The organism is Streptomyces violaceus, assembly GCF_036014075.1.
Lineage (GTDB): Bacteria > Actinomycetota > Actinomycetes > Streptomycetales > Streptomycetaceae > Streptomyces > Streptomyces violaceus.
Genome location: NZ_CP107911.1, coordinates 4,327,800 through 4,353,938 on the forward strand (window position 1 = coordinate 4,327,800; position 26,139 = coordinate 4,353,938).

The 26,139-nt window shown below is 71.4% G+C and carries 26 protein-coding genes; 11 read left to right on the forward strand and 15 right to left on the reverse strand.

The features are described from left to right. Nucleotides 1-248: 248 nt before the first annotated feature. Both OG542_RS19400 and OG542_RS19405 read left to right on the forward strand, forming a co-directional pair. Nucleotides 249-452: a cold-shock protein gene (locus tag OG542_RS19400; protein WP_030846597.1), complete on the forward strand. Its 204-nt coding sequence runs from the start codon at nucleotides 249-251 to the stop codon at nucleotides 450-452. Between the two features lie 162 nt (nucleotides 453-614). Next, nucleotides 615-2,048, forward strand: a complete 1,434-nt coding sequence (locus OG542_RS19405; RefSeq protein ID WP_328412524.1) for a DEAD/DEAH box helicase — start codon at nucleotides 615-617, stop codon at nucleotides 2,046-2,048. 83 nt (nucleotides 2,049-2,131) lie between these two features. Here the strand turns inward: OG542_RS19405 and OG542_RS19410 are convergent, their stop codons facing one another. The 3 genes from OG542_RS19410 to OG542_RS19420 are packed head-to-tail and all read right to left on the reverse strand — an operon-like array spanning nucleotide 2,132 to nucleotide 6,374. Beyond that, nucleotides 2,132-3,751 carry a hypothetical protein gene (locus OG542_RS19410; protein WP_328412526.1) on the reverse strand — a complete coding sequence of 540 codons (1,620 nt, stop codon included), beginning with the start codon at nucleotides 3,749-3,751 and terminating at the stop codon, nucleotides 2,132-2,134. Further along, nucleotides 3,748-5,553, reverse strand: coding sequence for a flavin-containing monooxygenase (locus OG542_RS19415; RefSeq protein WP_328412528.1), 1,806 nt, complete (start codon nucleotides 5,551-5,553; stop codon nucleotides 3,748-3,750). Before OG542_RS19415 ends, OG542_RS19410 begins: the two co-directional genes overlap by 4 nt. 50 nt (nucleotides 5,554-5,603) lie before the next feature. Continuing rightward, a complete protein-coding gene (locus tag OG542_RS19420; protein ID WP_328412530.1) occupies nucleotides 5,604-6,374 on the reverse strand; it encodes an SDR family NAD(P)-dependent oxidoreductase in 771 nt (256 codons plus the stop codon). A gap of 147 nt (nucleotides 6,375-6,521) precedes the next feature. On the opposite strand from OG542_RS19420, the gene OG542_RS19425 reads away from it, so the two are divergent. Beyond that, nucleotides 6,522-7,142, forward strand: coding sequence for a TetR/AcrR family transcriptional regulator (locus OG542_RS19425; RefSeq protein WP_328412532.1), 621 nt, complete (start codon nucleotides 6,522-6,524; stop codon nucleotides 7,140-7,142). Nucleotides 7,143-7,187: 45 nt separating this feature from the next. On the opposite strand, the gene OG542_RS19430 is transcribed toward OG542_RS19425, so the two are convergent. The 3 genes from OG542_RS19430 to OG542_RS19440 are packed head-to-tail and all read right to left on the reverse strand — an operon-like array spanning nucleotide 7,188 to nucleotide 10,114. Then, entirely contained in the window at nucleotides 7,188-8,324 is a 1,137-nt protein-coding gene (locus OG542_RS19430; protein ID WP_328412534.1) for a glycosyltransferase family 4 protein, read from the reverse strand. Between the two features lie 6 nt (nucleotides 8,325-8,330). Further along, nucleotides 8,331-8,471 (reverse strand): hypothetical protein, encoded by a 141-nt coding sequence (locus OG542_RS19435; protein ID WP_328412536.1) that lies wholly within the window; start codon nucleotides 8,469-8,471, stop codon nucleotides 8,331-8,333. Beyond that, entirely contained in the window at nucleotides 8,468-10,114 is a 1,647-nt protein-coding gene (locus OG542_RS19440) for a glycosyltransferase 87 family protein (RefSeq protein ID WP_456243536.1), read from the reverse strand. The genes OG542_RS19435 and OG542_RS19440 overlap by 4 nt, the downstream gene beginning before the upstream one ends. A gap of 288 nt (nucleotides 10,115-10,402) precedes the next feature. Between OG542_RS19440 and OG542_RS19445 the strand changes: the two genes are divergently transcribed. Together OG542_RS19445 and OG542_RS19450 are read left to right on the forward strand one after the other, a co-directional pair. After that, nucleotides 10,403-11,647 (forward strand): sensor histidine kinase, encoded by a 1,245-nt coding sequence (locus tag OG542_RS19445; protein WP_328412540.1) that lies wholly within the window; start codon nucleotides 10,403-10,405, stop codon nucleotides 11,645-11,647. Then, nucleotides 11,644-12,321, forward strand: a complete 678-nt coding sequence (locus OG542_RS19450; protein ID WP_328412542.1) for a response regulator transcription factor — start codon at nucleotides 11,644-11,646, stop codon at nucleotides 12,319-12,321. Before OG542_RS19445 ends, OG542_RS19450 begins: the two co-directional genes overlap by 4 nt. 52 nt (nucleotides 12,322-12,373) lie before the next feature. Here OG542_RS19450 and OG542_RS19455 read toward each other — a convergent pair whose 3' ends face one another. The 4 genes from OG542_RS19455 to OG542_RS19470 form a co-directional block, all read right to left on the reverse strand. Next, nucleotides 12,374-13,291, reverse strand: a complete 918-nt coding sequence (locus tag OG542_RS19455; RefSeq protein WP_328412544.1) for a tetratricopeptide repeat protein — start codon at nucleotides 13,289-13,291, stop codon at nucleotides 12,374-12,376. Continuing rightward, entirely contained in the window at nucleotides 13,258-15,450 is a 2,193-nt protein-coding gene (locus tag OG542_RS19460) for a hypothetical protein (RefSeq protein WP_328412546.1), read from the reverse strand. Before OG542_RS19460 ends, OG542_RS19455 begins: the two co-directional genes overlap by 34 nt. A gap of 122 nt (nucleotides 15,451-15,572) precedes the next feature. Beyond that, complete coding sequence (locus OG542_RS19465) at nucleotides 15,573-15,695, reverse strand: hypothetical protein (RefSeq protein WP_311126794.1); 123 nt, start codon at nucleotides 15,693-15,695, stop codon at nucleotides 15,573-15,575. 218 nt (nucleotides 15,696-15,913) lie between these two features. Next, entirely contained in the window at nucleotides 15,914-17,965 is a 2,052-nt protein-coding gene (locus OG542_RS19470; protein ID WP_328412549.1) for a glycoside hydrolase, read from the reverse strand. Nucleotides 17,966-18,237: 272 nt separating this feature from the next. Between OG542_RS19470 and OG542_RS19475 the strand changes: the two genes are divergently transcribed. Then, on the forward strand, nucleotides 18,238-19,224 hold the full coding sequence (locus OG542_RS19475; protein ID WP_328418005.1) for a LacI family DNA-binding transcriptional regulator: 987 nt from the start codon (nucleotides 18,238-18,240) through the stop codon (nucleotides 19,222-19,224). A 323-nt stretch (nucleotides 19,225-19,547) separates the two neighbouring features. On the opposite strand, the gene OG542_RS19480 is transcribed toward OG542_RS19475, so the two are convergent. Further along, nucleotides 19,548-19,913: a YybH family protein gene (locus tag OG542_RS19480; protein WP_328412551.1), complete on the reverse strand. Its 366-nt coding sequence runs from the start codon at nucleotides 19,911-19,913 to the stop codon at nucleotides 19,548-19,550. A 106-nt stretch (nucleotides 19,914-20,019) separates the two neighbouring features. Here OG542_RS19480 and OG542_RS19485 point away from each other — a divergent pair, with 106 nt between their 5' ends. Further along, the gene (locus OG542_RS19485) at nucleotides 20,020-20,928 is read left to right on the forward strand and encodes a LysR family transcriptional regulator (RefSeq protein WP_328412553.1); all 909 of its coding nucleotides are present in this window, start codon (nucleotides 20,020-20,022) and stop codon (nucleotides 20,926-20,928) included. A 33-nt stretch (nucleotides 20,929-20,961) separates the two neighbouring features. Beyond that, nucleotides 20,962-21,084 carry a hypothetical protein gene (locus OG542_RS19490; protein WP_328412555.1) on the forward strand — a complete coding sequence of 41 codons (123 nt, stop codon included), beginning with the start codon at nucleotides 20,962-20,964 and terminating at the stop codon, nucleotides 21,082-21,084. 40 nt (nucleotides 21,085-21,124) lie between these two features. On the opposite strand, the gene OG542_RS19495 is transcribed toward OG542_RS19490, so the two are convergent. Then, a complete protein-coding gene (locus OG542_RS19495) occupies nucleotides 21,125-21,478 on the reverse strand; it encodes a winged helix-turn-helix transcriptional regulator (RefSeq protein WP_328412557.1) in 354 nt (117 codons plus the stop codon). Nucleotides 21,479-21,542: 64 nt separating this feature from the next. Here OG542_RS19495 and OG542_RS19500 point away from each other — a divergent pair, with 64 nt between their 5' ends. Further along, nucleotides 21,543-22,385: an SDR family oxidoreductase gene (locus OG542_RS19500; RefSeq protein WP_328412559.1), complete on the forward strand. Its 843-nt coding sequence runs from the start codon at nucleotides 21,543-21,545 to the stop codon at nucleotides 22,383-22,385. A gap of 154 nt (nucleotides 22,386-22,539) precedes the next feature. Here the strand turns inward: OG542_RS19500 and OG542_RS19505 are convergent, their stop codons facing one another. Both OG542_RS19505 and OG542_RS19510 read right to left on the reverse strand, forming a co-directional pair. Beyond that, complete coding sequence (locus OG542_RS19505; RefSeq protein ID WP_261681376.1) at nucleotides 22,540-23,343, reverse strand: MerR family transcriptional regulator; 804 nt, start codon at nucleotides 23,341-23,343, stop codon at nucleotides 22,540-22,542. Next, complete coding sequence (locus OG542_RS19510; RefSeq protein WP_311126781.1) at nucleotides 23,336-23,872, reverse strand: VOC family protein; 537 nt, start codon at nucleotides 23,870-23,872, stop codon at nucleotides 23,336-23,338. The genes OG542_RS19505 and OG542_RS19510 overlap by 8 nt, the downstream gene beginning before the upstream one ends. 277 nt (nucleotides 23,873-24,149) lie before the next feature. Here OG542_RS19510 and OG542_RS19515 point away from each other — a divergent pair, with 277 nt between their 5' ends. Continuing rightward, on the forward strand, nucleotides 24,150-24,677 hold the full coding sequence (locus tag OG542_RS19515; protein WP_328412563.1) for a DUF1062 domain-containing protein: 528 nt from the start codon (nucleotides 24,150-24,152) through the stop codon (nucleotides 24,675-24,677). A gap of 68 nt (nucleotides 24,678-24,745) precedes the next feature. On the opposite strand, the gene OG542_RS19520 is transcribed toward OG542_RS19515, so the two are convergent. Continuing rightward, nucleotides 24,746-25,252, reverse strand: coding sequence for a hypothetical protein (locus OG542_RS19520; protein ID WP_261681378.1), 507 nt, complete (start codon nucleotides 25,250-25,252; stop codon nucleotides 24,746-24,748). A 150-nt stretch (nucleotides 25,253-25,402) separates the two neighbouring features. On the opposite strand from OG542_RS19520, the gene OG542_RS19525 reads away from it, so the two are divergent. After that, entirely contained in the window at nucleotides 25,403-26,113 is a 711-nt protein-coding gene (locus tag OG542_RS19525) for an AAA family ATPase (protein WP_328412565.1), read from the forward strand. The last annotated feature ends 26 nt before the right edge of the window (nucleotides 26,114-26,139 follow it).

Consider the following 26,139-nt stretch of genomic DNA (forward strand, 5'->3'; position numbering starts at 1 on the left):
AACGCAGTACGACCGGGCCGCGGGTCCACCTCGGGTACGACAATCCCGGGCCCCACGACTCGACCTGTGCTACCTTGGCTGGTGTTGCAGTTTTGGTTCCCAGAGACTTCGAGTGCTCTATCGACCTTTGTCGACGAGCACTCTTTTTAGTTTCCGAGGATTTTCGGATCTCTCCGAGGGTGATCATCACAGCGACCCCGAATCCGCAAAGTGCGGATCTCGGGTACTGCCCCCCAAGGGAGATACACATGGCAACTGGCACCGTGAAGTGGTTCAACGCGGAAAAGGGCTTCGGCTTCATCGAGCAGGAGGGTGGCGGCCCGGACGTCTTCGCCCACTACTCGAACATCGCCACCTCCGGCTTCCGCGAGCTTCAGGAAGGCCAGAAGGTCACCTTCGACGTCACGCAGGGCCAGAAGGGCCCGCAGGCCGAGAACATCGTTCCCGCCTGACGCTGACGCGTTCGACGTGATCGGGGCCCGCACCCATGTGGTGCGGGCCCCCGCACGTTTCACTCCCTACCCGGCTCATTCTTGCGAATCCTGGTGCGGCCCCCCAGAGGCTGTCTGACCCCGGGAATTCCCCGATACGTGCCGCATCGAGGAAGGATCCCCTTGGATCGCACCGCTCGCAAGAACAACGGCTCGTCCCACTCCCGCAGGACGGGGGGCCGGAACAACTCCTCCCGTGCGGCCGGCGCGGGACGCGGCACCCCCCGGCGCCGTACCGCCCCCGGCGGCGAATTCGCGCCGCCCGCCACCCTCACCCCGGCCCTGCCCGCCGTCGAGGCGTTCGCCGACCTCGACCTGCCCGAGAAGCTGCTGGCCGCGCTGAAGGGCGAGGGCGTCACCGAGCCGTTCCCGATCCAGGCGGCGACGCTGCCGAACTCGCTGGCCGGCCGGGACGTCCTGGGCCGCGGGCGCACGGGGTCGGGCAAGACCCTCGCCTTCGGCCTGGCCGTGCTGGCCCGTATCGACGGGCAGCGGGCCGAGCCCAAGCAGCCGGTGGCCCTCGTCCTCGTGCCCACCAGGGAACTGGCCCAGCAGGTCACCGACGCGCTCACCCCCTACGCCCGCGCGCTGCGCCTGCGGCTCGCCACGGTGGTCGGCGGGATGTCGATCGGCCGCCAGGCGAGCGCGCTGCGCGGCGGTGCCGAGGTCGTCGTCGCGACGCCCGGCCGGCTCAAGGACCTCATAGACCGCGGCGACTGCCGGCTGGACCGGGTCTCGGTCACCGTCCTGGACGAGGCCGACCAGATGACCGACATGGGCTTCATGCCCCAGGTGACGGCCCTGCTCGACCAGGTGCGCCCCGATGGCCAGCGGCTGCTGTTCTCGGCCACGCTGGACCGCAACGTCGACCGCCTGGTCCGCGGCTACCTCCACGACCCCGTGGTCCACTCGGTCGATCCGTCGGCGAACACGGTCACCACGATGGAGCATCACCTGCTGCACGTGGAGGACGACGACAAGCACGCCACCACGACGGAGATCGCCGCCCGCGACGGACGCGTGATCATGTTCCTGGACACCAAGCACGCCGCCGACCGCCTGGCCAAGAAGCTGCTGGCCGTCGGGGTACGCGCCTCGGCCCTGCACGGCGGGAAGTCCCAGTCCCAGCGCACCCGGACCCTGGCCCGGTTCAAGGACGGCGAGGTCACGGTCCTGGTGGCCACCAACGTCGCCGCCCGCGGCATCCACGTCGACAACCTCGACCTCGTCGTCAACGTGGACCCGCCCGGCGACCACAAGGACTATCTGCACCGGGGCGGCCGTACCGCCCGGGCCGGCGAGTCGGGCACCGTCGTCACGCTGGTCCTGCCCCACCAGCGCCGTGAGACGGCCCGTCTGATGGCCGACGCGGGCATCACGCCGCGGATCACCCGGGTCCGCTCGGGCGAAGCCGAGCTGAACCGCATCACCGGTGCCCAGGCGCCCTCGGGCGTGCCCGTCGTCCTGACCCCGCCGCCCGCCGAGAACCGGCCCGCGCGCCCGGGCACCGCCCCGCGCGCCCGGCGCGGCAGGCCCTCCCGGGGCCGCCGCCGCTGAACCGCTCTCCGGGGCGGACATCTCATCTCCGGGGCCTGTCGTTCGGATCAGTCGCGTCTGCGGCGTGATCCGAACGACAGGCCCTACGTGTTGCTCCGCGCCGGAGACAGCCGGACCACCGTGCCCTCTCCGTTCGACGACAGGAGCAGGGAGCCGTCCGGGGCCGCGGTGAGGCCCGCGAACCGGTGGGCCAGGCCGGGGATGTGGTGGGTGAAGAGCGAGGGAGCCGGGCGGCGGGCGGTGCCCGGCGGGATGCCGACCGCCAGCGACTCGGCCTCGACACGGGCGGCGCCCGTCGTCAGGGAGACCGACCACAGCCGGCGGTGTTCGGTGTCCACGGTGAAGAGTTCGTCGCCGTGCGCGGCGAGGCCCTGCGGGGCGCCGAGGCCCTCCGCGACCGGCACCGCCTCGCCGTCGTCGAGGCGCAGGATCGCTCCGCGCCGGTCGTCGCTGACGTAGCAGCGCTGCTCGGCGTCGAAGGTCACGTCCACGGGGTGGTCGAGGCCCTCGGCGAGGACGGTCACCGTGTCGGTCCCGTCGATGGCGACGACGCGGCCGGCGCCCGTCTCGGCGACGACCAGGGCGCCGTCGGCCCGGGTCGCGATGCCCAGGGGCTGGTTCAGGCCGTTCGCCCTGAGCCGGGTCGTCCCGGCCGCGGGGTCGTAGGTCTGGACGGTGCCGAACTGGGAGGTGGTGTGCAGGAGATCGCCGTCGGCCGTGATGCCGTGGAAGAAGGGCTGGAGGATCTCCGTGGTCACGTCTCCCGATCCGCTCTCGTCGGGTTGTGCCGGCCGGGCCACCCGGTAGTGGTCGGCCGCGTAGACCGTGCCGCCGAGGTCGATCGTCACACCGTAGGGGCCGTCCAGGCCGCGTGGCACGATCGCGCGGGTGCGGCCGTCGGGACGCAGTTCCGTGATGCCGCCGCTGGCGAAGCTGGAGACGAACATGCGGTTCTCCGCGTCGAACGCGGCGTTGTCCAGGCCCGTGACCCCGCTGGTGATCAGTGAGCGCGAGCCCGTGCCGTGCAGGTCGACGCGGGTGACGATGCCCTCGGGGCCGCGCGACAGGACGTTGAGGACGCCGCCCAGGTCGAAGCGGACCGCGACCGGGTCGTGCACGTCCTCGGCGACCACCTCGGGCACCCCGCCGTCGGGCGGTATGCGCCAGACCTGCCTGCTGATCATGTGCGGGTAGTAGAGGCAGCCGTCCGGGCCGAGCTGCATCGCGTTGCCGAAGGCCAGCCCGTCGGTGAGGACGACCGGGTCGCCGCCCTCGGGGAAGAGCTCCAGCAGACGGCCGTTCATCTTCATCTCGTTGACGAAGAGCCGGTCGCCGACGCAGGTGATGCCGTTGGGCACCCGCACCTCCTCGGAGACCAGGGTGTACTCGCCCTGGGGCCCGCGGCGCCACACCCGGCCGGGGACCAGGTCGGCGATGTACATCGAGCCGTCCGCCCCGAAGGCCAGGTCGTCGGGCGACTCGACGGGGCTGTCCATCGGGACGACGACCTCGACGTCCCCGGTGGCCGGGTCCACGGCGCTGATCTTCCCCGCGAGGAACTGGGCGACGTACAGCCGCCCGTCGGGACCGAACGACACGCCGTTCGAACCCCACAGGGGATTGGGCGAGTTGAGGCGTTCGGCCCGCCAGTGGGTGCTGCGCACCTCACCCGCGCCGTACCTGCTCGAACCCCCCGCCGTCATGAGCCCAGCACCTCGGCCATGCCGCCCTCCGCGCGCCAGCGTCTGATCAGCTCGTAGAACGCGACCGGGCCGTCGCCGTAGGACTCGCTGCGGGGCCTGGGCATGCCCTCGCCGTTGTAGTAGCCGGGGGTGCACTCGGACTGGAACGTGTACAGGTCCGCCGACTTCTGACGGATCGTGTCGCCCCAGGCGGCCTCCGCCTCGGCCGTCGGCTCCACGCACGGGGCCTGGCGCCGATGCGCCTCGGCGATCACCTCGGCGACGTGGGTGGCCTGTTCGTCCAGGACGTGGACGTAGTTCACGGAGCTGGCGCTCTGCACGGAGCCGAGCATGAACAGGTTGGGGAAACCCCGGCTGTAGAAGCCGTGCAGGGTCCTCGGGCCGGTCTTGCGCCAGGACTCGAGCAGGGCGGTGCCGTCCCTGCCGTAGGCGGGGAGCTGCCCGGACAGCAGTCCGGAGACGCCGACCTCGAAGCCGGTGCCGAAGACGACGCAGTCGACCTCGTACTCCACCCCGCCCACCACCACGGCGTGCTCGGTGACGCGCTCGACGCCCCCGTGGTCGGCCGTGTCCACGAGGGTGACGTTCGGCCGGTTGAAGGTCTCCAGGTACAGGTCGCTGAAGGTGGGCCGCTTGCACATGTAGCGGTACCAGGGCTTGAGCTTCTCCGCCGTGGCCGGGTCCTCGACGATCTCCTCCACCCGGGCCCGCAGCTCGTTCATCTTCTGGAAGTCGGCGATCTCCTCCAGGCGTTCGCGCTCCTCGGGCGTGAGGGCGTCGTAGTTGCTGGTCGGGATGAGCTTCTGCTGGAGGCGGGCGCTGCTGGTCCAGCCGTCGGCGACCAGGTCCTCCTCGGTGCGGCCGCCCGTGACGACCGCGAGAAAGTTGTCCCTGCGCTCCCGTGCCCAGCCGGGCTTCAGCGAGCCCGCCCACTCGGGGTCCGTGGGGCGCTGTCCGCGCACGTCCACGGAGGACGGGGTGCGCTGGAACACGTACAGGTGCCGGGCGTCCCGGCCGAGATGCGGGACGACCTGGATGGCCGTGGCGCCCGTGCCGATGAGTGCCACGCGCTTGTCGGCGAGCCCCGTCAGGCCGCCGTTCGCGTCGCCGCCGGTGTAGTCGTAGTCCCAGCGGCTGGTGTGGAACATGTGCCCCTTGAAGGTCTCGATGCCTTCGATCCCGGGCAGTTTGGGCTGGCTGAGCAGCCCGGTCGCCACCACGACGTGCCGGGCGGTCATCCGGTCGCCGCGGTCGGTGCCGATGCTCCACACGGACTCGGCCTCGTCCCAGCGCAGTTCGCTCACCTGCGTCCGGAGGCAGGCGTCGCGGTAGAGGTCGAAGTGCCGTGCGATCGCCGCGGCGTGCTCCCTGATCTCCTCGCCGGGGGCGTACTTCCACTTCGGGACGTAGCCGAGCTCCTCCAGCAGGGGCAGGTAGACGTACGACTCGATGTCGCAGTGGATCCCCGGGTACCGGTTCCAGTACCAGGTGCCGCCGACGTCGGCGCCCTTCTCGATGATCCGGATGTCCCGCAGGCCCGCCTGGCGCAGCCGGGCGGCGGCGAGCAGGCCGCCGAATCCGCCGCCGACGACCGCCACCTCGACGTGGTCGTGCAGCGGCTCACGGGTGAACCCGGGCTCGGCGTGCGGGTCCTCGTCGAAGTGGCCGAACTCGCCCGCGATACGGCGGTACTGGCGGTTTCCGTCCGGACGGATCCGCCGGTCGCGCTCGGCCCGGTACCGCTCGCGCAGGGCGTCCGGGTCGAACCCCAGGGCTGACACGGGGGTGTGGGGGGTGGACATGGGTGTCCTCTTCCTCTCGCGGAGTGCCGTAGGTGAGGGGTCGGGCGGGGTCAGACCGCGGCCCAGGCGTTGTCCACCGGCAGGATGACGCCGTTGACACCGCTCGCCGCGTCGGAGGCGAGATAGACGATGGCGGCGGCCTGCTCCTCCGGTGCGCAGAGGCGGCCCATGTTGACGAAGTGCCTGCCGACGACGGACGGTCCGTGGGCCTCCCGGTCGATGTGGACATCGGCCGTGATGTCGGTGGCCGTGCCGCCGGGGGCTATGGCGTTGGCGCGGATGCCCTGGTCCCGGTACATCACCGCGAGGGAGCGGGTGAGGCCGAGAACCCCGTGCTTGGAGACCGTGTACGCCGTTCCCGCCGCGCTGCCGCGCAGCGACGCCTCGGACGCGGTGTTGACGATGGCTCCGCCGCCCGCGGCGATCATGTGCGGCAGTGCGGCCCGGGTCAGCAGGAACGGCGCGGTGAGATTGATCCGCAGCACCCGCTCCCACTCGACGTCGGTGACGTCCGCCGTGGCGGACATGCTGTCCATGACGCCCGCGTTGTTGACCAGGACGTCGATGCCGCCGAAGGTGCCGACCGCGGCGGCCACGACCTCCTCGGCCACCGCGCCGTCGCTCAGGTCGCCCGTGACGGCGACGGCCGTTCCACCCGCGGACTCGATGTCTTGGACGACGTTCTTGGCGCCCTCCGCGTTCAGGTCGGCGACCACGACCTTCGCTCCCTCCTCGGCGAACCGCAGGGCGGTGGCGCGGCCGATGCCGGAGGCGGCTCCGGTGACGATGACGCTCTTGCCTGACAGACCCGTGGCTCCCATGAGGCTCCTCTGCTCGTGACGTGACGGCACAGTACTGGTTTCTGTCTCAGTGCGACATAAAGACGCGACGTGCCAACAGGGCCTTTCACGCCAGTCAGACGTGAAGCGACGTAAAATAGAGTGAGCACGGCAAGTCGAGGAGGGCGCATGGCCGGACGAGCAGGCGGGGCCACGGGGCGGCCACCGCTGACGGAGCGGCGGCGCGCCGAGACCCGTATGGAGATCGCCGAGGAGGCGGTCCGGCTCTTCGCCGCCAAGGGCGTGGCCGCGGTGACCGCGGACGACATCGCCTCCGCGTCGGGGGTGTCGACGCGCACGCTGTGGCGGTACTTCCGCTCCAAGGAGGAGTGCGTACGTCCCCTGCTCACCACGGGCCTCGAGCTGCTGACGGAGCATCTGCGGGAAGACCGGGGCGAGCACGCCTCACTCGCCGAGGCGATCCTGGGCGTCCGGTACGACGACGACGCCACTCCCCGCCTGCGGACCCTGGGCGACCTGCTGCTGCTGTGCCGTGACGAGCCGGGGCTGCGCGCGGTGTGGCTGGAGGCGCACTACGACGCGGAGGCGACGTTCGCCGCGGTGATCGCCGACCGTACGGGCCGGCCCGTCGGCGATCTCGCGGTCCGGGTGGAAGCGGGCGTGCTGAACACCGCGATGCGCATCGCGGTGGAGGACTGGGCGCTGCGGTTCGACGCGGCGGCGGGGCCGTCCCTGGCGGAGACCGTCAGGCGCGCGTTGCGGATGGTCGACTCCGTCGAGAAGCGCTGACCAGGATGGTTTCGGGGCCGTCTCGGGGGTCCGGGCGCCATGCCCTCAGCCCACCCCCAGCAGGGACGCCAGCTGCCCGTGGGCCCCGTCCCACCCCCATTGCTCCCGCACCCATTCCCGGCCCTTGCGGCCCATGTCCCCGGCCAGTTCCGGATCGCCCAGCAGCAGCGCGAGCCGGTCGGCGAGTGCCGGGACGTCACGGCCGTCGGCCAGGAAGCCGGTCTCGCCGTCGCGGACCGTGTCCGGGGCCCCGCCCGAGTCGCCGACGACGACCGGCAGTCCGGCCGCCGCCGCCTCCAGGAACACGATCCCGAGACCCTCCACCTCCATGCCCGCCCGGCGGGTCCGGCAGGGCATGGCGAACACCTGCGCGGCGGCGTAGAACCCGGGCATGTCCTCGTGCGGGTGGCCCCCCGCGAAGACCACCGCCCCGGCCAGTCCCTCCTCGGCGGCGAGCCGGCGCAGGGCGCGGGCGTGCGGGCCGTCCCCGACCAGCAGCAGGACCGCGTCGGGCACGGTGCGGCGCACCAGGCGTAACGCCCGTATGAGCGTGTCCTGCCCCTTGCGCGGGACGAGCCGCGCCGCACACAGCACGACCGGCCGGTCGCCCAGGCCGTACCGTTCCCGCACCCGGGCGGCCGCGGCCCCGGAGCCCTGGAAGACCTCGGCGTCGACGCCCGGCGCCAGCCGCCGCATACGCGCCGCGGCCTGCGGACCGACGGCGGCGGCGATCCGCGCCCGGGTGTACGAACCGAGATAGGTGACGCTGTCCACCCCGGCACCGACGCGGCGCAGCAGCGCGCGAGCGCCGGGCGTGCGCGCCCACCACACCTCGTGGCCGTGCGTGGTGGCGACCAGCCGCTCCACCTCCGTACGGCGGCGCAGTTCGCCCGCCATCAGCCCGAGCGGGGCGGCGGCCCCGAACCAGACACTGTCGCAGTCGAAGCGGCGGGCCAGCTCCGCCGCCCGGGCGGTGACCCGCCGGGTCGGCAGCAGCATGTGGGCGCGGTCGCGCACCACGGGGAACGGCAGCCGGGCGTCGTAGGCCCGGTCGCCCGGTGTGCTGGAGGTGTAGACGGCGACCCGGTCGGGCGGGAAGCGGACCGTCATCGCGTGGACGAAGGTCTCTATGCCGCCCTGACGGGGCGGGAAGTCGTTGGTGACGACGAGCGTGCGCGGCATGGTCGGTCAGTCCTCCAGCGGCTTCACGGTGAACAGGTAGTTGCGGTACGCCCCGGTGACCCGGTCCACGCGAGGCCACCGCCGTCCCGCCACAGGAACGTCGAGCAGCCCGTGGACGGGCAGTCCGCGGCGGTAGGGCGCGCTCATCCCCGCCGCGTCCCGGGGCCGGTCCCCGAGGGCCATCTGGTGCGCGTGGCCCCGCCCGCCGCACGGCAGCCGCACCCCCGCGCCGAGGACGCGGTACGCCCCGGGCAGCTGCTCGAAGCCGTGCACGCACCCCTCGGGCGGCTGAGCGCGCACAGCGCGGAGTACGTCCAGCGCAGGGGACGCCCGGTCTCCCGGGACGGGGCGAGGCGGGTGGGCATGAAGCGCGTGGGCATGAGTCGCGTGGGCATGAGTCGCGTGGGCATGAGTCGCGTGGGCATGGCAGCTCCCGGCCGGGCCGGACGGCGGCCGGCCGGCACGAGCCGGAACCAGCCGAACAGCACCAGCGGGTAGACGACGTATCCGAAGCGGGTGGCGGGGATCAGGCACATGGCGATCCCGAGGCCCAGCGCGAGCCGGTCGGCGGCGGCGACAGTGGTGCGCGGCGGGCGCGTCACGAGGGACACGGCCACGGCGACCGCGCTCAGCGCCAGCGCCGCCACCGCGAGGGCGAAGCCCCCCGGCACGTACGTCGCCAGGAGGTAGCCCGGCAGCGGACTGGTCGCCGGGGACCCGGTGGCCCCCTCGCCGAGCGGGAAGAGCAGCACGTGCTCGGCGAACGCCCCCGGGCCGGTGAGCGCGACCGGCAGCACGGCCAGCACGGCGAGCGCGACGGCCGTGGCACCGGCCCGTACGGCGGCCCGGCGACCGGCGGTCACGGCGAGCAGGGCGAGCCCGACGGGCAGCAGCGGCCAGGCGGTCCACTTCAGCGCCGCGGCGGCACCGAGCGCGAGCCCGGCGGCGACAGGACGGCCCCGGCCCGCGAGGGAGAGCGCGAGACACATCAGGGCGATGACCGGGAGGTCGACCCCGCCGACGGCGAGGGGGAGGGCGACGGCTGGGGTCGCGGCGAGCCAGAGGAGAGACCGCACGGGGCCACGCCGAGCCGACCGGTGGCCCGCGGACAGCGGGACGGTGCCGCGCCGGGTCGGTCGGTCGCCCGCGGACAGCAGGGCGGGGCCGCGCCGGGACGACCGGTCGCCCGCGGACAGCAGGGCGGGGCCGCGCCGGAACGACCGGGAGCCCGCCCACAGCGCAACGGTGCCGCGCCAAGACGACCGGTACCCCCCGCACAACAGCGCCGCGAGTCCCATCGCCCCGAGCGACACCAACGCGAACCAGAGCCGGGCGTCCGCGAGCGGGACGTCACCGAGGACGGCCCGGGGGAGCCCGAAGAGCGCCATGCCGGGCAGGTACGGGTTGTAGTCGGGCAGTTCGGCCGGGTCGGGTACGTACGGGGTGCCGGAGTCCAGCAGCAGCGTGCCGGACCGCTCGACGACCGTGACCTCCAGTTGCCGGGCCCCGTCGGCGACCAGGAACACCAGCGGCACCAGCACCGACCCGACGGCGGCCACCGCCGCGCTCGCCCGGCCCCAGGGCCGCGCCGAGAAGTGGGCGACGAGCGCGGCGAGTCCGTATCCGGCGGCGGCACAGGCGCCCCACACCTGATGGGGGGTGATGGTCGTGCGCAGACAGAGGAGCAGCGCGAACACCGCGCAGCCGGTCCAGCAGAGGGCCTCCAACGGGCGTCGGGAGGTGCGGCGCCCGGGCCTCGGGAGGGAGACGGGAAGAGCCGCCGCACGCACCGGCGGCTCGGTCCATACCGGCGGGACGGTCCGTACCGGCGCGGCCGTCCGCACGGATACCGCCGGGGGCATCAGCGAGTCGAACGGCCCTCTCGAAGCGCCCCGCATCCCGCTCCCCCTGTCACCTGCCGGCCGGCGTCGGTCCACTGCCGGCAAGTCTTCGCAAGGGGCGGTCGAGAAGCGTCACACCGGATTCCGATCCTGAGCGTCGACCCGTGGTACTCGCCCGGCGCCCGGGTCAACCCGTACGGTGACGCGGGCCAGAGGGTCCTGGCCGACAATGTGGGGATGCGTCAGAAGCCGTCCCTGCGCCCCACCGCCTGGCCGCGCTCCCCCCGCTACCCGTACGTCACCGGCGTCCTGTTGGTCCTCGTGGCCGCCGCCGAGGTGCTGCACGCGCGCATCACCTCGACGACGGTGCTGGCGACCCTGCCCTTCGCGGTGCTCCCGCTGCTCTGGCGGCAGCGCGAACCCCGGCTCGGACTCCTGGTGGTACCGGCGGCGCTGCTGAACTTCCTCTTCCGGCCCGAGCTGCTGATGGCGGTGGCGGTGGCCGGAATCATGGGCCTCTACACCCTCGCGCGCCACCGCGTTTTGCATCCGGCGCTGCTCGGCGCCGCGGCGATCACGGGCTCGCTCCTCGTCAACGCGGGCCATGTGGCGACGGGCGTGTACGACCTCGGCGGCCGGTCGCCCGCCCTCGGCTCCGACGGCTCACTGTCGTACTTCACGGAGTCGTTCGTCCTGGCCGTGGGCGTCGTGGCGACGGTCGGCATCGCGGACGCCTTCCGCAGCCGGGAGGAGTCCCGGCAGGCTCGGGAGGCGGCCCAGCGGGAGCTGATCGTCATGGAGCGCAGGCATGCCGCCACCCAGGAACGAGCCGCCATAGCGCGGGATTTGCACGACATCGTGGCGCACTCGGTGTCGGTGATCGCGGTCCAGGCGGAGAGCGCCACGTACACCACGCCCGACCTGTCGCCGCCCGCGCGCGACGGCTTCCAGCGGATCGCCTCGTCCGCCCGCTCGGCCCTGACCGAACTGCGCCAGCTCCTCAGCGTGCTGCACGCGGCCGACGCCGGGGCCGAGGACCCTGCCCCGGTGTTGCCGCAGCCCACGCTCGACTCCCTGGACGCCCTACTGGAGGCCCACCGGTCGGGCGGCGGAGAGGTCACCCTGCGCACCGAGGGCACCCGGCCCCCGGTACTCCCGCCCTCCCTCGAACTCACGGCCTACCGCATCGTCCAGGAGGCCCTGACCAACGCCCGCCGCCACGCGAGGGGCGCCGCGGTCGACATACTCCTCACCTACGAGGAGGACGAGCTCCGGGTCCGCGTCGCCGACGACGGCCCGGGCCCGCAGAGTCCCCAACTCGACACGGGAGGCCACGGGTTGAGCGGCATGCGGGAGCGTGCGACTCTACTCGGCGGACGTCTGACCTGCGGGCCGGCCGGTCCCGGGGGCGGCTTCCTGGTCGAGGCCGGACTCCCGGTGCGGGCGGCCGCGAAGAGCTTCGCGGAGGGTGTGTACGAGTGACGGCGGGGGAACCGATCCGCGCGATCGTGGCCGACGACCAGGCGGTGGTGAGAACCGGCTTCGTGAACCTGCTGTCCACCCAGGACGACATCGACGTCGTCGGCGAGGCGGAGGACGGCGAACAGGCCGTAGCCCTCGCACTGGCCCACCGGCCCGACGTGGCCCTGCTGGACATCAGGATGCCCAGGCTGGACGGCATCCAGGCCGCGCGCACGATCCTCCGGGAGACCGAGGGCGCCACGAAGGCACTGATGCTCACCACCTTCGACCTCGACCAGTACGTCTTCGACGCGCTCGCGGCCGGCGCCAGCGGCTTCCTCCTCAAGGACGCCACCTTCCCCGAACTCCTGCACGCCGTACGGGTGGTGGCCTCCGGAGACGCCATGCTGGCCCCCGGCATCACCCGCCGACTCATCGCCGAGTTCGCCCCGCGCCGCCCGGTCACCGCCCCGGGGCCCCTCCTGGACCGCCTCACGGCCCGCGAGATCGAGGTCCTCCTCCTGATCGCCCAGGGCCACTCCAACGCGGACATCGCCGACCGCCTCACCATCACCGACCACACGGTCAAGACCCACATCAACCGCCTCTTCACCAAGCTGGAGGTCCGCGACCGGGCACAGGCGGTGATCGTGGCGTACGAGGCGGGTCTGGTGACGCCGGGGGAGGGCGGGTGAGGCCTGAGCACACCCGCCTCCTCGCCCTCGAGAGGGCGGCCCGCGGCCTCAGTCAGGGCCTCGGCCTTTCGGACGACTCGACGAACCAGGGGCCTGACAGGTCGCCGTCCGCGGTGAGGCCGTAGCGCGGAAGGTCCTCCCAGCGCGGGTCCGTCCGACCCCGCAGTTTCGCGAGATGCCTCAGCGCACCGCCGTATCCCGCGTCGATCGCGGCCCTGTGGAGGCGGTCGGCGTCATCGGTCAGGCCCCTTTCGGCGCACATGCAAGCGAGGTCGCAGAGTGCCTCCACGTGACCGGCACATGCCGCGTCGCGGGCGTAGTCCTCCGCCGCGTCGTGATCGTCGGCCTGATGCTTCAGACGGGCCATCTCCCGCAGTGCCTGTGTCTCTCCCCGCTGGGCGGCGTGCCGGTAGAGCCGCTCCGCCTCTGCCCTCCTGCCGTCCGACTCCCAGAGCCGGGCGAGCAGCAGCACCACCTTGCCGCCTCCGGCCTTGGCGAGGCGTTCGGCTCCTTCGCTGTCCCCGGCCTTCTCCCTGCGCAGCACGAACTCGTTGAGCACACGGCTGTCGCCGGCACCTGCCGCCTGGAGGACGAGGGCTTCGGCACCGTAGTGGTCCCCGGCCTTCTCCCGTAACCGCGCCAGCAGAACGAGCGCTCCCGAATTTCCCGCACGGTGAGCGGTCTGCGCCAGGCGTTCGGCGCCCTGGCGGTCGCTGGTCTTCTCGCGCAGCCACGACAGTTCGAGCAGCGCGAAGGTACTGCCCCCGTCTGCGGCGCTGCACGCCATACGTTCGGCTTCCTCGCCGGCCCCCTCCTCCTCCTTCAGCAGGGCGAGGTGGGCCAGCGCGTCCGTGCTTCCCCGCTCGGCCGCTCTGAGGTAGAGCAGAAGCGCGGCCTGTCTGTCGTCGGCCTTCTCCCGCAGCCGGGCCAGCTCGGTCAGGGCGAACATGCTGCCCTGGTCCACAGCCATGCACAGAAACCGCTCCGCCCCGTCGTTGTCCCCCCACCTCGCATCAGACGGGCGAGCTCGGTCAGGGCGAAGATGCTGCCCGAGCCGGCGGCGAGGTCGAGGGCACGCGCGGCGCCCTGCCGGTCCCCGGCCTGCCGCCGTATACCGGCCAGCCTGATGGCGGGGCGCACCTTCCCACGCCCGGCCGCCGCGAGCACCAGACGCTCCGCCGCCTCACCGTCTCCCGCCTTGTCTCGCATGCCCGCCAGCTCGGACAGGGCGTACGTGCTGCCGGTCTGGTCCAATGCCAGGAACGCGAGAGCATCCGCCTCCGCCCGGTCTCCCGCCTCTTCCCTCGACCGGGCCAGTCCCGCGAACGTCCTGATCTTCCCTCTGGCAGCAGCGTTCCTCGTCAGCCGCTGCGCCCCCTCCTCGTCACCGGCCTCCTGCCGGAGCCGGGCCAACCGGGTCAGCGACGTGCTGTCGCCCTGATTGGCGGCCTCGTGCGCCAGTTCCTCAGCCCTGCCCGGCTCGCCCTTGATCTCGCGCAGCCGTACGAGTTCCCAGCGCGCCACGTGATCGTCCCGCCACGCGGCCTCGTAGAGCTTCTTCGCCGCGTTGTCATCTCCCACGCCCTCGGCGAGCCCGGCCAGTTCGGGCCGCACGTCGATGCTTCCGGCCCGCACAGCTCGTTGGTAGAGCGCCGCTGCGGCCCGCAGCCGTCCCCTCTGCTGCGCGGCACGAGCCAGCGCGACGGTGTCGTCGGTGCCGAGGCTGTGACGGGTCGCCGCGTTCCAGAAGGAGGCGGGAGGGCATACGAGCCGGCGCACGACGCGGCCGTGCTGTTCGAGGTAGTCCGCCAGCCGGTACGCCCGGCCCGAGAGCACATCGTCCCGGGGCGGAACAGGCGTCAGCGGTCCGGGTACCCCGTGGCACGGCATGGCGCAGTACGCCAGTGCCTTGTCCAGCCAGCCGCTTCCGCGCAGGGCAAGCTCCTGGTCCTTCATATAGCCTTCCGCGGCTTCGGCGAGGAGCTCATGGGGCAGTACGGGGCCGTGCCCGAGCCTGCGGTAGTCCATCGCCGCGTGGACCAAGGCCTGCTCCGCCGGGGGCGCGCACTCGTAGCGCCGCATGAGTTCCGGGACGCCCGCGAGGTATTGCGTGATCTGCCCGTCGGCCGCAGCCGCCAAGGCGCTGGCGAGCCGCGGGTCGTCGTGCGCCTTACGACGCGCCTGCCGTAGGTCCCTCTCCGAGAACGTCTTGGGCACCGCGGTGCACCGGCCGAGATCGGTGAGGAGCTTGCGCTGCTGGTCGAAGCGGTCGTCCGTCCCCGCGGCCGAGGGGGACGTCAGGAGTTCCCAAAAGCGCGGCCAGACAGTGGCCAGGACCAGGATCGGGCTCCGGCGCATGTCGGTCAGGGCCGAGCGCAGGCCGGCGGCGATGCCCTCGGCGGTCCTTGCGTCCGGGGAGAGGAGGTAGTGCTGGGCCTCGTTCAGCCAGATCACCGTCTGCGGGCCGACCTCCCCCAGGCGCACGAGTGCCGCGTCCGGACGGCTCGGATCGAACGGATGCCACACGCGCCACCCCGGCGGCAGCCTCCGCAGCGCCTCCCAGCAGGCACGGGTCTTCCCGGTCGAGGACTCACCGACCACCGTGACGAGCAGGCTCTCCCCCGCGGCCGCCCGGTCCACGAGGGCGCCCAACTCTGTGTCGTGATCCCTTGGAACGTAGGACGGCAGGCTGGGCAGCGACCGCTCACCCGGCACACTGATCGCCCGGTGCACCTCCAGGGCGAACGGGTCGACGTCGGCCACGGGGATGCCCAGCGGCGGGGTGAAGTGAGCGGCGACCCACATCCGCCGGATCCGGGTCTCCACCTCGCCGAGGTTCTTGTCCGTCTCACGAGCGAGCAGGAGGGCGACGGACACGACGTCCTCCTGGCTCGTGGGGAGTTCCCTGGAGCCGATGATCCGGTGAATGGTGGCTTTCGAAGGGCTGCCCGGGAGTGCGTCGTCCTTCCCGATCTCGGCCGCCATCCGGTGCGCCGGCGGCGCACCGGCCTCCACATAGAGCAGATAGACGTAGTCCTTCAAGTCCCGCAGTGGGGCCGGTGTCACGCCCAGGGGCTGCGGAATCCGCCGCTGGCTCCCTTGCCGCGAACCACTCGTGTGACTGGTCATCGATGCATCCTTGCCTATGGGAACCGTAGCCGCCCGGACTGTCACGGATTCAGCGACGGTGTGGAGCTTGTGCCGCATCGCCCTGCGCGGTCCGCGCGGAGCTGGGTCGCGAGTCGCACCGGTCAGGACAGCAACACCTTGAAGGTCTCGCTGGTGGCCGCTCCGACGATGGCGGAAACCAGACTGCCCAGGAGGATTCCCATCAGTGTCAACCGTTCACGGCGGTTCAGCGGGCGTCGGGGCATGGCATGTCTCCCGTCTCGGTGGGGGTCGTCGGCGAGTGGCCGATCACGACCTACTTTCGCGGACATGAAAGGGCCGTGGACGAGTTGAGACGAGAAGGCGACGACCGGACCATCGTGAGGGCTCCGAGGCCGACGGTCGCACAGCACGACGCCCCCGACCCGGCCACCAGGACGGTGGCGGCGGGCGGGGGCGTCGTGGGCGGATGTGCGAGGCGGGGCTAGTCGGTCGTCACATCCGTCAGCTTCCACCGCTGGTTGGCCCCGGAGTTCGGCTGCCACACGCCGACGGACGCGCCGTCGGTCGTGGACTGGCCGGAGACATCCGGGAGTTGACCCGTGGCGGCGTTGACGAGGGTCCACGTGCCGTCACCGGTCGACGACATGATCCACTCGGTGGCCTTGTCACGGCGGCCCTCGTCCGGCTCGGCGACCAGCTTGCCGTCGCGGATGGCCAGACGCTTGTCGGCGGACGTCTCGGTGAACACGTACCGCTTGCGGTTGTCGCTCCCGCGGATCTGCTCCAGCTTCCACTCCTGACCACTCGGGTCGGAAGCGTTCGCACCCCGGATGACCAGGCCCGTGCCGTTGTCGGCGATGGTGAGGTCCTTGCCGCTCTGGGCGCCGGTCAGACGGTAGGTGTGGCCCTTCCGCAGTTCGGCCGCGTCCTTGGCCGTGCCGGAGACTCCCTTGACGAGGAAGGAGGTCACGGACTGGGCGGGGACCGTGAGGGTGGCCTGCTTGCCGTTGACGCGGACGGCCTTCTGCTTGTCGAGCTTGCCGTCGGCGCTGGTCACCACCGGGGTGACCGTGGCGCGGGAGGAGACCCGGCCGAACTTGGACAGGTCGAGGGTGACCTCACGGGCCTCGGCCGTGCTGTTGACGTGGACGACCGTCGCCGCGTCGCCCTTGCGGGAGACCGCCGCCGTGCTGGACGTGTCGTTCGTCTTGATCAGCCGGTCGCCGGGCTTGATGTAGTGCGTGAAGTTGCGGGCCGTGTCGAACTTGGTGTTCGTGTAGATCGGGCAGGATTCCAGCGTGTCCTTCGAGGTGCAGCTGAACGGGAGTTGGATCTCGCCCCAGTTGCCGCCCTTCGCGGACTCGCCGCCCGGCTTCATGTTGTCGTAGTCCTCGACGGGCTGCCAGAACACCCAGGCCTTGGGCTCCAGTTCGCGCAGGTCGTCGACCATGCGCTGGGCGAGTCCCAGCCCCGGCCGCATGTCCGTGAAGCTCTGGCCGTCGCCCCAGTCGCCCTCGACCTCGCTCATCCACAGCGGCTTGTCGGCGGCCTTGGCCAGGTCGCGGACGGTGGTGCGCTGGCCCGTGCCGTAGGTGTGCACGTTCATCTGGTCGACGAGGTCACGCACCTCCTGGGGGTACGAGTTCCAGTTGGTGGCGAAGGTGCCCGGGTTGGTCTCGTCCATCGCCGAGATCTTCGCGTGGCTGCGGGACTTCTCCAGCACGGGTCCCAGCGCCCGCAGCACCTTCTGCTGAAGCTCGGGACCTATGTGAGCGCCCTCCTGGCGGCCGCCCGTCGGCTCGCCGTCCGGGCCCAGCTTGGTGCCCCAGTAGTCGGTGTTCGGCTCGTTGAAGGCGTCGAGCGTGTCGACCTTGATGCCGTGCGCCTTCTCCAGCCGCTCGGTCGCGCCCACCAGGTACTTGGCGAAGTCCTCCACGGACTCCGGCTTGAGCTGGTCCTTGCCCGCGTCGAAGTTGCCGGAGACGTAGCCGCTCTCGGTCATGAACCAGGGCGGGGAGTTGCTGAAGGTCTCCCAGTGGGTGATGTCCTTCTTGATGCGGTCGACCCACCAGCGCTGCGTCTTGTCGGCGTTCTTGTTCCAGTCGCCGGAGTCCTCGGCGTCCCACCAGTCGACGTCCTCGCGGGTCGTGCCCGCCGGCGCCTTCCACCAGCCCTCGACGGCCCCGCCGGCCCGCAGGTAGTCCTTGACGTCCGGGGCGTTGCCGCCGCCGATGTTGTAGCGGGCGATGTTCAGAGCGAGGCCCTCGTCGCCGAAGAGGAGCTTGTAGAGCTTCTCGCGTACCGCGGGCGGGTAGTCGCCGGTGGCGTTGGCGAACCAGACGAGACTGGTGCCCCAGCCCTCGAACTTCTCCCCCGAGTAGGAGGGGTCGGGCCGGACCGTGACCCCGGCCGCCTGAACGGTGGTCTCGGCGTGCGCGGCGGGCAGGGTGGTCGTGGCCAGGACGGTCCCGGTCGCCAGGGCGGTGACGCCGATGGCGCCGAGGAGCCTTCTCTTACGGGTGCGGTGTGCCATCTCGAGTACTCCAGGGCTTCTGGTGCGGTGTGGCGCCTTCTCGTACGATTTCCGCTAATTTCTGCTAGGCAATGTTTACGTAAACATCCACTGGCGGGATGTCTACACTGTCCGAATCTCAGGGGTCAAGGAGTCGTTCCGGACCTAATTTTTTCGCGCCGCTGGGCGGCGAGGGGAGCGAGGGGCAGGTGGGCACAGTGGACGGCGAGAGCGAACCGATGGGCACGAGCCGTACGAGAAGGCGCTCGGCCCGCCCCCGCCAGGGCGCGTCCATGGCCGACGTCGCCCAGCTCGCCGGCGTCTCCTCCCAGACGGTCTCCCGCGTCTCCAACGGATTCCCGGGCGTCACCGAGGACACCCGCCGGCAGGTCCTGGCCGCGATGCGGGAGCTGGGCTACCGGCCCAACAGCGCGGCCCGGGCGCTGCGCCGCGGCGAGTTCCGCACCCTCGGCGTGATCACCTTCTCCCTCTCCACCATGGGCAACATCCGCACCCTGGAGGCCATCGCCACCTCCGCGGCCCAGCACGGCTACGCCGTCACGCTGCTGCCCGTCGCCGTCCCCACCCAGGACGAGGTGAACGGCGCCTTCTCCCGCCTGGGCGAACTCGCCGTGGACGCCGTCATCGTCATCATGGAGATCCACCTGCTCGACGCGGCGACGGTCTCCCTGCCACCGGGTGTGCAAGTCGTCGTAGCGGACTCGGACGCCGGCGACCGCTACACCGTCGTCGACACCGACCAGGCGGGCGGCGCCCGTGACGCCGTACGGCATCTCCTCGACCTCGGCCACGACACGGTGTGGCACCTGGCCGGCCCCGAGGGCTCCTTCGCCGCCCAGCGCCGCGCCAACGCCTGGAGGGACACACTGAGGGCCGCGGGCCGGGCGACCCCACCCCTGGTCCGCGGCGACTGGTCGGCCGAGTCCGGCTACCGGGCCGGGCTGCGACTGGCCGACGAGCCGGACTGCACGGCGGTGTTCGCGGCCAACGACCAGATGGCCCTGGGCCTGCTGCGCGCCCTGCACGAACGCGGCCGCCACGTCCCCGACGACATCAGCGTCATCGGCTTCGACGACATCCCCGAGTCCGCGTCCTTCCTCCCACCCCTCACCACCATCCACCAGGACTTCGCCCAGGTGGGGCGGCTGTGTGTGGAGGGGGTCCTGGACAAGATGCGGCAGGACGCGGCGGAGCACGGGACGACGTTGGTGCCTACGCGGTTGGTGCGGCGGGAGAGTACGGGGGTCCGGCGGCGGTAGGGCCGGCGACACGGGCCGGGGATCAGCCGGTGGGCGGGGTCGGCTCGGGCCGACCGAGGAGGCGTTCAGCCGACGGACGAGGTCAACTCGGGCCGACCGAGGACGCCTTCAGCCGACGGACGAGGTCAACTCGGGCCGACCGAGGACGCCTTCAGCCGACGGACGCGGTCAACTCGGGCCGACCGAGGACGCCTTCAGCCGACAGACGAGGTCAACTCGGGCCGACCGAGGACGCCTTCAGCCGACAGACGAGGTCAACTCGGGCCGACCGAGGACGCCTTCAGCCGACGGACGCGGTCAACTCGGGCCGACCGAGGACGCCTTCAGCCGGCTGGCGGGGTGAACTCCGGCTGGTCGAGGACGCGTAGCCAGCTGCCGTCGGGCTGGCGCCGGACCACCTGGGCGCGGGCGCCGGCCCCGTCCTTCGGCGGGGTCGACGTCAGGGCGATGTCGCCGCTGACCAGCGTCGGCAGGGGCGTTTCCGGCTGGAAGCGGGGCCGGTCGGCCAGCACCTTCTCCCACAACGCGCGGATCGCTTCCCGTCCCACCGTCCGCGCACCGGGCGGATAGGCCAGCACCGCGTCCTCTTCGTAGAGCGCGGCGACCCCGGCCGGGTCACCGGCGTTGGACCGCTCGACGAACAAGCGGGTGAGGTCCTCGGGGCGCAGGGCCTTCTCGTACTCCGTCATGGCGGGTCTCCTTAACGTCGTCGAAGGTCGATGCCTGCTTCCAGCGTGCTCAGCCCTGGATCAGAAGTCCAACGGATGGATCTACTGGAAACTAGAATCTCCAGTCATGGAACTGAGGCAGCTCGAATACTTCGTCGCCGTCGCCGAGGAGCGGAACTTCACGCGGGCGGCGGAGCGGGTGCACATCAGCCAGTCCGGCGTCAGCGCTCAGATCCGCCAGTTGGAGCGTGAACTCGGTGCCGAGCTGTTCGACCGCTCGGCACGCACCGCCACCCTCACCGCGGCCGGCAGGGCGGCACTCGACCACGCCCGCGCGACGCTCGCGGCGGCCGGGGCGGTGGGCCAGGCGGTCGACGAGGTGACCGACCTGATCCGCGGTCAGCTCGTGGTCGGGATGGTCATCGGCTGCACCCTCACGCCGCTGTTCGACGCGCTCTCCGCGTTCCACCGCGCGCATCCAGGGGTCGAGATCTCCCTGCTGGAGGACAACTCCGACCGGCTCGTCGAGGCGGTGCGCACCGGCACCGTCGACCTGGCCCTCGTCGGAACCGCGACGGCCGCCCCCGAGGGGCTCGAGGCCCTGACGCTCATCAGCGAGCGGCTCGTCGTGGCGGTGGCGGCCGGGCATCCCCTGGCGGAACAGCGGCGGGTCGTGCTGGGTGACCTGGTAGCCCATCCGATCATCTGCATGCCCCCGGGCACCGGCCTGCGCACGCTCTTCGACCGCTCCTGTGCCGCACAGGACCTCCACCCCACGATCGCCCTGCAGGCCAGCGCCGCCGACGCCATCGTGGACCTCGCGGCCCGCGGCCTCGGCGTCGCCGTCCTCAGCGAGTCGATGGCCGCGAGCCATGGCGACCGGATCGTCGCCCGCACCATCGACGACGTGACGGCACCGGCTCTGCTGGCCCTGATCTGGAAGGGGACGAACGGTCCCGCGGTGCGTGAGCTGCTCGGGCATTGCCGGCGGGCGTTCACCGGGCATGCCGGTGGTCGGGCAGGGCGGGGCGGGTGACGCGGGACGGCAGTTCGGCCGGTCGGTCAAGGAGTGGGGCGACTACCTGTACGTGAAGAAGAACGCCGCGATCTGGCCCGCAAGGAGCTGGCCAGGATGCTTGAGTACAAGCGCCGCGGCACGATGCTGCTCAGCTCGGTCACCAACCCCTACTAGGGGCACGAGACGAAGTACCGGCTCACCCGCGGCATTCGGGTCAGGCGATGGTGTCGGGCTCGGGGTCGGACTCGGGCTCGGGGTCGGGGACCGCCTCAGCCCAGGTGCCCATGGCGTTGAGGACGTCACGCAACCCCTCACCCAGAGGCGTGAGCTGGTATTCGACGCGTGGGGGGATCTCCGCGTAGGCAGTGCGGATGACGATGCCGTGGGGCTCGAACTGGCGCAGCCTGCTGGTCAGGGTGTGCGGACTGATGCCGGGCAGGGCATCGCGCAGCTCGGTGAAGCGGTGCGGGCCACGCAGGAGCTCACGCACGATCAAGGTGGCCCAGGGCCCGTTGAGCAGGGTGAGGAACCGGGCAACACCGCACTCCGGCAGGCAAGGGTCGGACATTTTTTGAGAGTAGCCCATTAGTGCAGTTGATGTAACCGGTGCATCGCATGCACTAATGACGTCCATGACCTACGTGATTCACGGCGCCACCGGCGCCCAGGGCGCCCCTGTCGTCTCCGCTCTCGCCGCCGCGGGAAAGCCCGTGACCGCTATCACCCGCAACGAGCAGGCCGTCGTGAACGGCGCGCGCGTGGTGGCCGCCGCCTACTCCTCCGCCACTGATCTGACCGACGCCTACCGCGGTGCCGCAGGGGTGTTCGTGCACCTGCCGATAACCTCGGAAGAGGATCGCCAGATCTTCGCGGACAACATCCTCACCGCCGTCCGGGAGGCCCGGCCGGCCCGCGTGGTGTTCTCCACCAGCGGCCTCCCGAGCGATCCCGCCATCGGCGGAGCCGCCGCGACGCTGGCTGCCGGCCTGGCCGACAGCGGCGTCTCCCACGCGGTGATCGCACCCGAGCTGTACCTGGAGAACCTGCTCATGCCCTACGTCATCGACTCGGTGCGTGAACGCGGTGTGCTGCCCTACGCGATCCGGGCCGACTTCCCCGTCTCCTGGGCGTCCCACCTGGACATCGCTGATGTCGCCGTTGCCCTGTTCGAACGCACGGACGTCACCGGTGTGGTCGCCGTCGGACAGTACCCGGCTGTCACGGGGCCGGACCTGGCCGAGGCGTTCGGCGCCGCGCTCGGACGGGACGTGGTCTTCGAGCCGATCACCCCCGAGGAGATGCGTGTCTCGATCGCACCCCTGATCGGGGAGGGCGCAGCCGCCGATGTCGCGGGGGCCTACCAGGCGATGAGCACGATGCCGGGCCGCTCGATCACGCCGGAGGCCTCCGCCCAGAAGCTGCTGGGCGTCACCCCCCGGACCACGAGTCAGTGGCTGGCCGACATCGGGCTGTGATCGCCCCCGCTGTCATCGCCCCCCTTACCGCTACCGGCTCCCCGCGTGGTTGAGGCGGGCCGGGTCGTCTGTGGCTCGGCCCGGGGGGCATGAACCGCGGCCTCGGCATCGCCTCCTCAGCGAATCGATGGCCGCGGTCCTCCGGCCCCCCGCTCTACTGCCAGGTCGCGCTGTCGGGATCGATGCCATGGGCGCGTGCGCTGGCGTCGACGATGCGGCGGAACCACGTGGCAAGACCGGCGCGGATGCCGTCGTAGTGGGCGGTGAATCCCGGATCGTCCTCATACATGCGCCCGAGACAGACCTGCATCTGCCTGGTGAGGGGAAAGTACGCAGCGAAAACCTCACGGTGCCGCTCGACGAGTTCATTCGCTTCCGGGCTGCCAGGGGTGACGCCGGCGTCCATCGCTTCCCCGAGGGCGCGGTCGAAGCCGGCAACGGCGTCGGCGATCTCCTGCCATTCCTCGGGACCGCGAGAGGCTGAGCGTTCGGCGTACTGCCGCCATTGCGTCGTGTCTCCGTAGCGCTGACGGGCCTGGGCGGGCGAGTCCGGGTCCCACTGGGGGCCGAAGATCGAGGCCTGCTGCTCGATGGTCAGCAGCAGGCCGCGCTCATGGGCGTCGATCATCCGGTCCAGTCCGGCGCTGAGCTGCTGGAGACGGTCGATCCGTTCACCGACCTGGGTGCGCTGCGCACGCAAGGCACCGGGCACGTCGGCGGTCGAGTCGTCCAGGACGGCCCGGATCTGGTCCAGGCCGAGACCGACCTCACGGTAGACGACGATGCGGTGCAGGCGTTCCAGATCACCGGCGGTGTAGAGCCGGTATCCGGCAGCCGTGCGCAGCGACGGTCGCGCCAGACCGATCTCGTCCCAGTGGTGCAGCGCGCGGACGGTCACGCCCAGACGCGCCGAGACCTGACCGACGGTCAGGCCATCGGCGTCAGAGGCATCAGGCATGCTCCTCATTGTCGCCACGACCGACGCCCGGTGGAGTGATCCCGACGGCTGCAAGGTTCCGCGCCTCCTGACTGGCCGGATCGAAGGGCTTCGCCGCGGTGAAGACGATCCGTGCGTTCTCGGGGGTGATCACCGCGATATCGCGGGTGGTCCAGGGAGTGTCCCGTGGGCCGTCGACCGAGTCCGGGCGCAGCGCACGGCAGGCCTCGACGATGGAATCGACCTGGTCGAGCACGCACGCGAAACTGACGCTCATCGCCGGTGCCTGCTCCGGAACGCTCTCAGCCGGGACGAGGAGTACGTCCTGGAAGGCCCACCGGCGCAGATGCACCACCCGGCCGGGGATGCTGAACAGCTCGAAGAAGCCGAGCCCACGAGTCCAGAAGTCCACCGACGCCGCCAGATCGCTCGTGGGGATCGTCACGAACGCGGGCATCCCGTAGATGCCGCGGAACGGCTCCGGCGGGGTCGCATCCGGCCCGGGGGCGGGCACGGGACTCATCTCGAACGCGTCGTAGTAGTCGCTCATGCACCCCACCCTCCGGCCTCACGCAACGTGAGGGTCAAGCCCGATTTCTTGGATCTCGGCCTACCCCGGCGATGCTCGAAATCCGGTGGAGCACCGCCGCTGTGCGCCATTACCGTGCTGCCGACCCAAGTCGTCTGAGCAAGGACGTGCCGTTGCACACCGTGTGAGACCTCCCGAGCGCTGATCTGTCGCGCGTCGCGCATGTGCGCCGCGCTGCTTTTTGCTGCGGACTTCTCACTGAAACCGGTGTACTTCTGTGCTCGAAAACTGGGTGGTCATGCCCACCTGCCTGCCGCTCGTCCTCCGCCGTTGCCACACGTGCGCGTCCGAACACTTCCGGGCAAACGGCAAGTTCCGCGTCAACGCCCACCACAAGCTGCTCGACGCCTGGCTCCTCGTGCTCTGCACCGCTTGCGGGGAAACGGCGAAACTCACGGTCCTGGAGCGGATGAACGTGCGCTCCGTACGACCTGAGCTGCTGGACCGGCTGCACGACAACGACCCCGGCCTGGCAGCCGAGTTGCTCCAGGATCCGGCCGTGCGGCGCCGTAATCGCGTCGCCCTCGACTGGGACAACGCCTGGCGCCTCGAGACCGGCGGATCGGATCACCTGGACCGCGAGGTGATCGACGTATCGGTCCGCTTCGCGGCGCGGATCCCCGTCCGGCCCGTGCGACTGATCGCCGAAGGCTGCGGTCTTTCCCGAGCCGAGGCCGAGAGACTGATCACGGAGGGGAAGCTCGTTTCGGCGGTCCGGCTGAGCGGCAAGCTCTCCGGCGACTTCACCTTCACGCTCAAGCGCTGAGCCCTCTCCGGAACCAGGGGCCTGTCGGCGAGATCCGCCGGGCAGGCCCCAGCCCTCGGTCTTCCGGGTCAGTCGATGCGAGCGCACAGGTCGTCCGTAGTCCCCCGGACGAGGTGTACGGCCTTGTATCCGGTGGCGCTGATGTCCATCGTGTAGACGCCGTCGACGATGTACAGGCCGCGCGGCAGGGTGCCCTGGCCGGCCCCGACGCCGACGAACACCGGGCCGTGCACGGCCCAGAGTTGCGAGCCGTCGCGCCGGTACTCGACGACGGCCGAGCCGCTCGCGTCGGCGTCGTGGGCGGCGCCGGTCTCGGTGTTCGTGACGCGGATGACCAGGTCGCCCTTGTAGGCGACCCGGCGCTCGGAACCGTCGGGGTAGGTGCTCAGGACGCGCCGCACCACCTCGTCGACGACGGGCTCGCCGTGGACGGGGAAGTCGCAGCGCACGCCGGCGGCGACGTCCCACGGTGTGGAAGGTGCCGGTTCCCAGCCTTCTTCCGCCGCGGCCGTCGCGGGCTGCGTCCCGAGGAGCGCGGCGGCAAGTGTGAGCGTCGTGAGGGCGGTTCGTCGCATGGTTCTCCCTGGTCAGAGGGGTGTAAGGAAGGCTCGCCGTGAGGGCGTGCGCCAGTCTGTCCCCGGCCTCTGACCAAAGCCTCACCATCGTCGGCGTGGACGCGGCGTGGACACGGCGACGCCTTCCGCGTCCTGGGCGACACTGGTCGAGTGATTATCGAACGCGCGTACGCCCACCTCTCCTCGTACGACGAGGACACCTGGCCCTGGTCGGTACCCTGCGTCCGGCAGCTGCTCGACGAGGGGCTGCGCTTCACCGCGCCGGTGACCTTCCTGGTCGGTGAGAACGGCTCGGGGAAGTCGACGCTGGTCGAGGCGCTGGCGGAAGGATTCGGTCTGGACTCCTACGGCGGCTCCCACGACTGGCGCTACGCCTCCCCGCGCGGAAAGTCGGCGCTCGGCGAGCGGATCAGGTTCGACGCGGCCTCGCGCGGGCGCCGCATGGTCACCAGCTGGTCGGCCCGCAAGGGCTTCTTCCTCCGGGCCGAGACCGCGCTGGACGCGCTCGGCAGGGAGGGGTTCTCGCCGGACTCGATCAGCCACGGCGAGGGCTTCCTCGCGGCGTTCCGCGGGAAGTTCCTGCACGCCGGGCTCTACGTTCTCGACGAGCCGGAAGCAGCGCTCTCCTTCTCCTCCTGCCTCGAACTCATCGGGCACATCGACCGGTTGGCCAAGGAGGGCGGCCAGGTCATCTGTGCCACGCACTCCCCACTCCTGACCGCCCTGCCGGGCGCGGACATCGTCGAGGTCGGCGAGCACGGCCTGCGGAGAGTCGCCTGGCAGGAGCTCGGCGTCGTGGATCACTGGCGCCGCTATCTCGCCGACCCGCACGCCTATCTGCGACACATCGTCGAACCGTAGGCGGCGTCTCCCTCGACTGGCGTCAG

Bases quoted from the DNA above. Each gene is read 5' to 3' on its own strand.
- OG542_RS19455 (WP_328412544.1), bottom strand. From the start codon at position 13,291: ATGGCTGTGGACCAGGGCAGCATGTTCGCCCTGACCGAGCTGGCCCGG.
- OG542_RS19495 (WP_328412557.1), bottom strand. From the start codon at position 21,478: ATGTCCGACCCTTGCCTGCCGGAGTGCGGTGTTGCCCGGTTCCTCACC.
- OG542_RS19470 (WP_328412549.1), bottom strand. From the start codon at position 17,965: ATGGCACACCGCACCCGTAAGAGAAGGCTCCTCGGCGCCATCGGCGTC.
- OG542_RS19445 (WP_328412540.1), top strand. From the start codon at position 10,403: ATGCGTCAGAAGCCGTCCCTGCGCCCCACCGCCTGGCCGCGCTCCCCC.
- OG542_RS19430 (WP_328412534.1), bottom strand. From the start codon at position 8,324: ATGCCGCGCACGCTCGTCGTCACCAACGACTTCCCGCCCCGTCAGGGC.
- OG542_RS19520 (WP_261681378.1), bottom strand. From the start codon at position 25,252: ATGCGACGAACCGCCCTCACGACGCTCACACTTGCCGCCGCGCTCCTC.
- OG542_RS19410 (WP_328412526.1), bottom strand. From the start codon at position 3,751: ATGACGGCGGGGGGTTCGAGCAGGTACGGCGCGGGTGAGGTGCGCAGC.
- OG542_RS19425 (WP_328412532.1), top strand. From the start codon at position 6,522: ATGGCCGGACGAGCAGGCGGGGCCACGGGGCGGCCACCGCTGACGGAG.
- OG542_RS19485 (WP_328412553.1), top strand. From the start codon at position 20,020: ATGGAACTGAGGCAGCTCGAATACTTCGTCGCCGTCGCCGAGGAGCGG.
- OG542_RS19500 (WP_328412559.1), top strand. From the start codon at position 21,543: ATGACCTACGTGATTCACGGCGCCACCGGCGCCCAGGGCGCCCCTGTC.
- OG542_RS19415 (WP_328412528.1), bottom strand. From the start codon at position 5,553: ATGTCCACCCCCCACACCCCCGTGTCAGCCCTGGGGTTCGACCCGGAC.
- OG542_RS19510 (WP_311126781.1), bottom strand. From the start codon at position 23,872: ATGAGCGACTACTACGACGCGTTCGAGATGAGTCCCGTGCCCGCCCCC.
- OG542_RS19515 (WP_328412563.1), top strand. From the start codon at position 24,150: ATGCCCACCTGCCTGCCGCTCGTCCTCCGCCGTTGCCACACGTGCGCG.
- OG542_RS19505 (WP_261681376.1), bottom strand. From the start codon at position 23,343: ATGCCTGATGCCTCTGACGCCGATGGCCTGACCGTCGGTCAGGTCTCG.
- OG542_RS19460 (WP_328412546.1), bottom strand. From the start codon at position 15,450: ATGACCAGTCACACGAGTGGTTCGCGGCAAGGGAGCCAGCGGCGGATT.
- OG542_RS19435 (WP_328412536.1), bottom strand. From the start codon at position 8,471: ATGAGCGCGCCCTACCGCCGCGGACTGCCCGTCCACGGGCTGCTCGAC.
- OG542_RS19475 (WP_328418005.1), top strand. From the start codon at position 18,238: ATGGCCGACGTCGCCCAGCTCGCCGGCGTCTCCTCCCAGACGGTCTCC.
- OG542_RS19480 (WP_328412551.1), bottom strand. From the start codon at position 19,913: ATGACGGAGTACGAGAAGGCCCTGCGCCCCGAGGACCTCACCCGCTTG.
- OG542_RS19465 (WP_311126794.1), bottom strand. From the start codon at position 15,695: ATGCCCCGACGCCCGCTGAACCGCCGTGAACGGTTGACACTGATGGGA.
- OG542_RS19400 (WP_030846597.1), top strand. From the start codon at position 249: ATGGCAACTGGCACCGTGAAGTGGTTCAACGCGGAAAAGGGCTTCGGC.
- OG542_RS19420 (WP_328412530.1), bottom strand. From the start codon at position 6,374: ATGGGAGCCACGGGTCTGTCAGGCAAGAGCGTCATCGTCACCGGAGCC.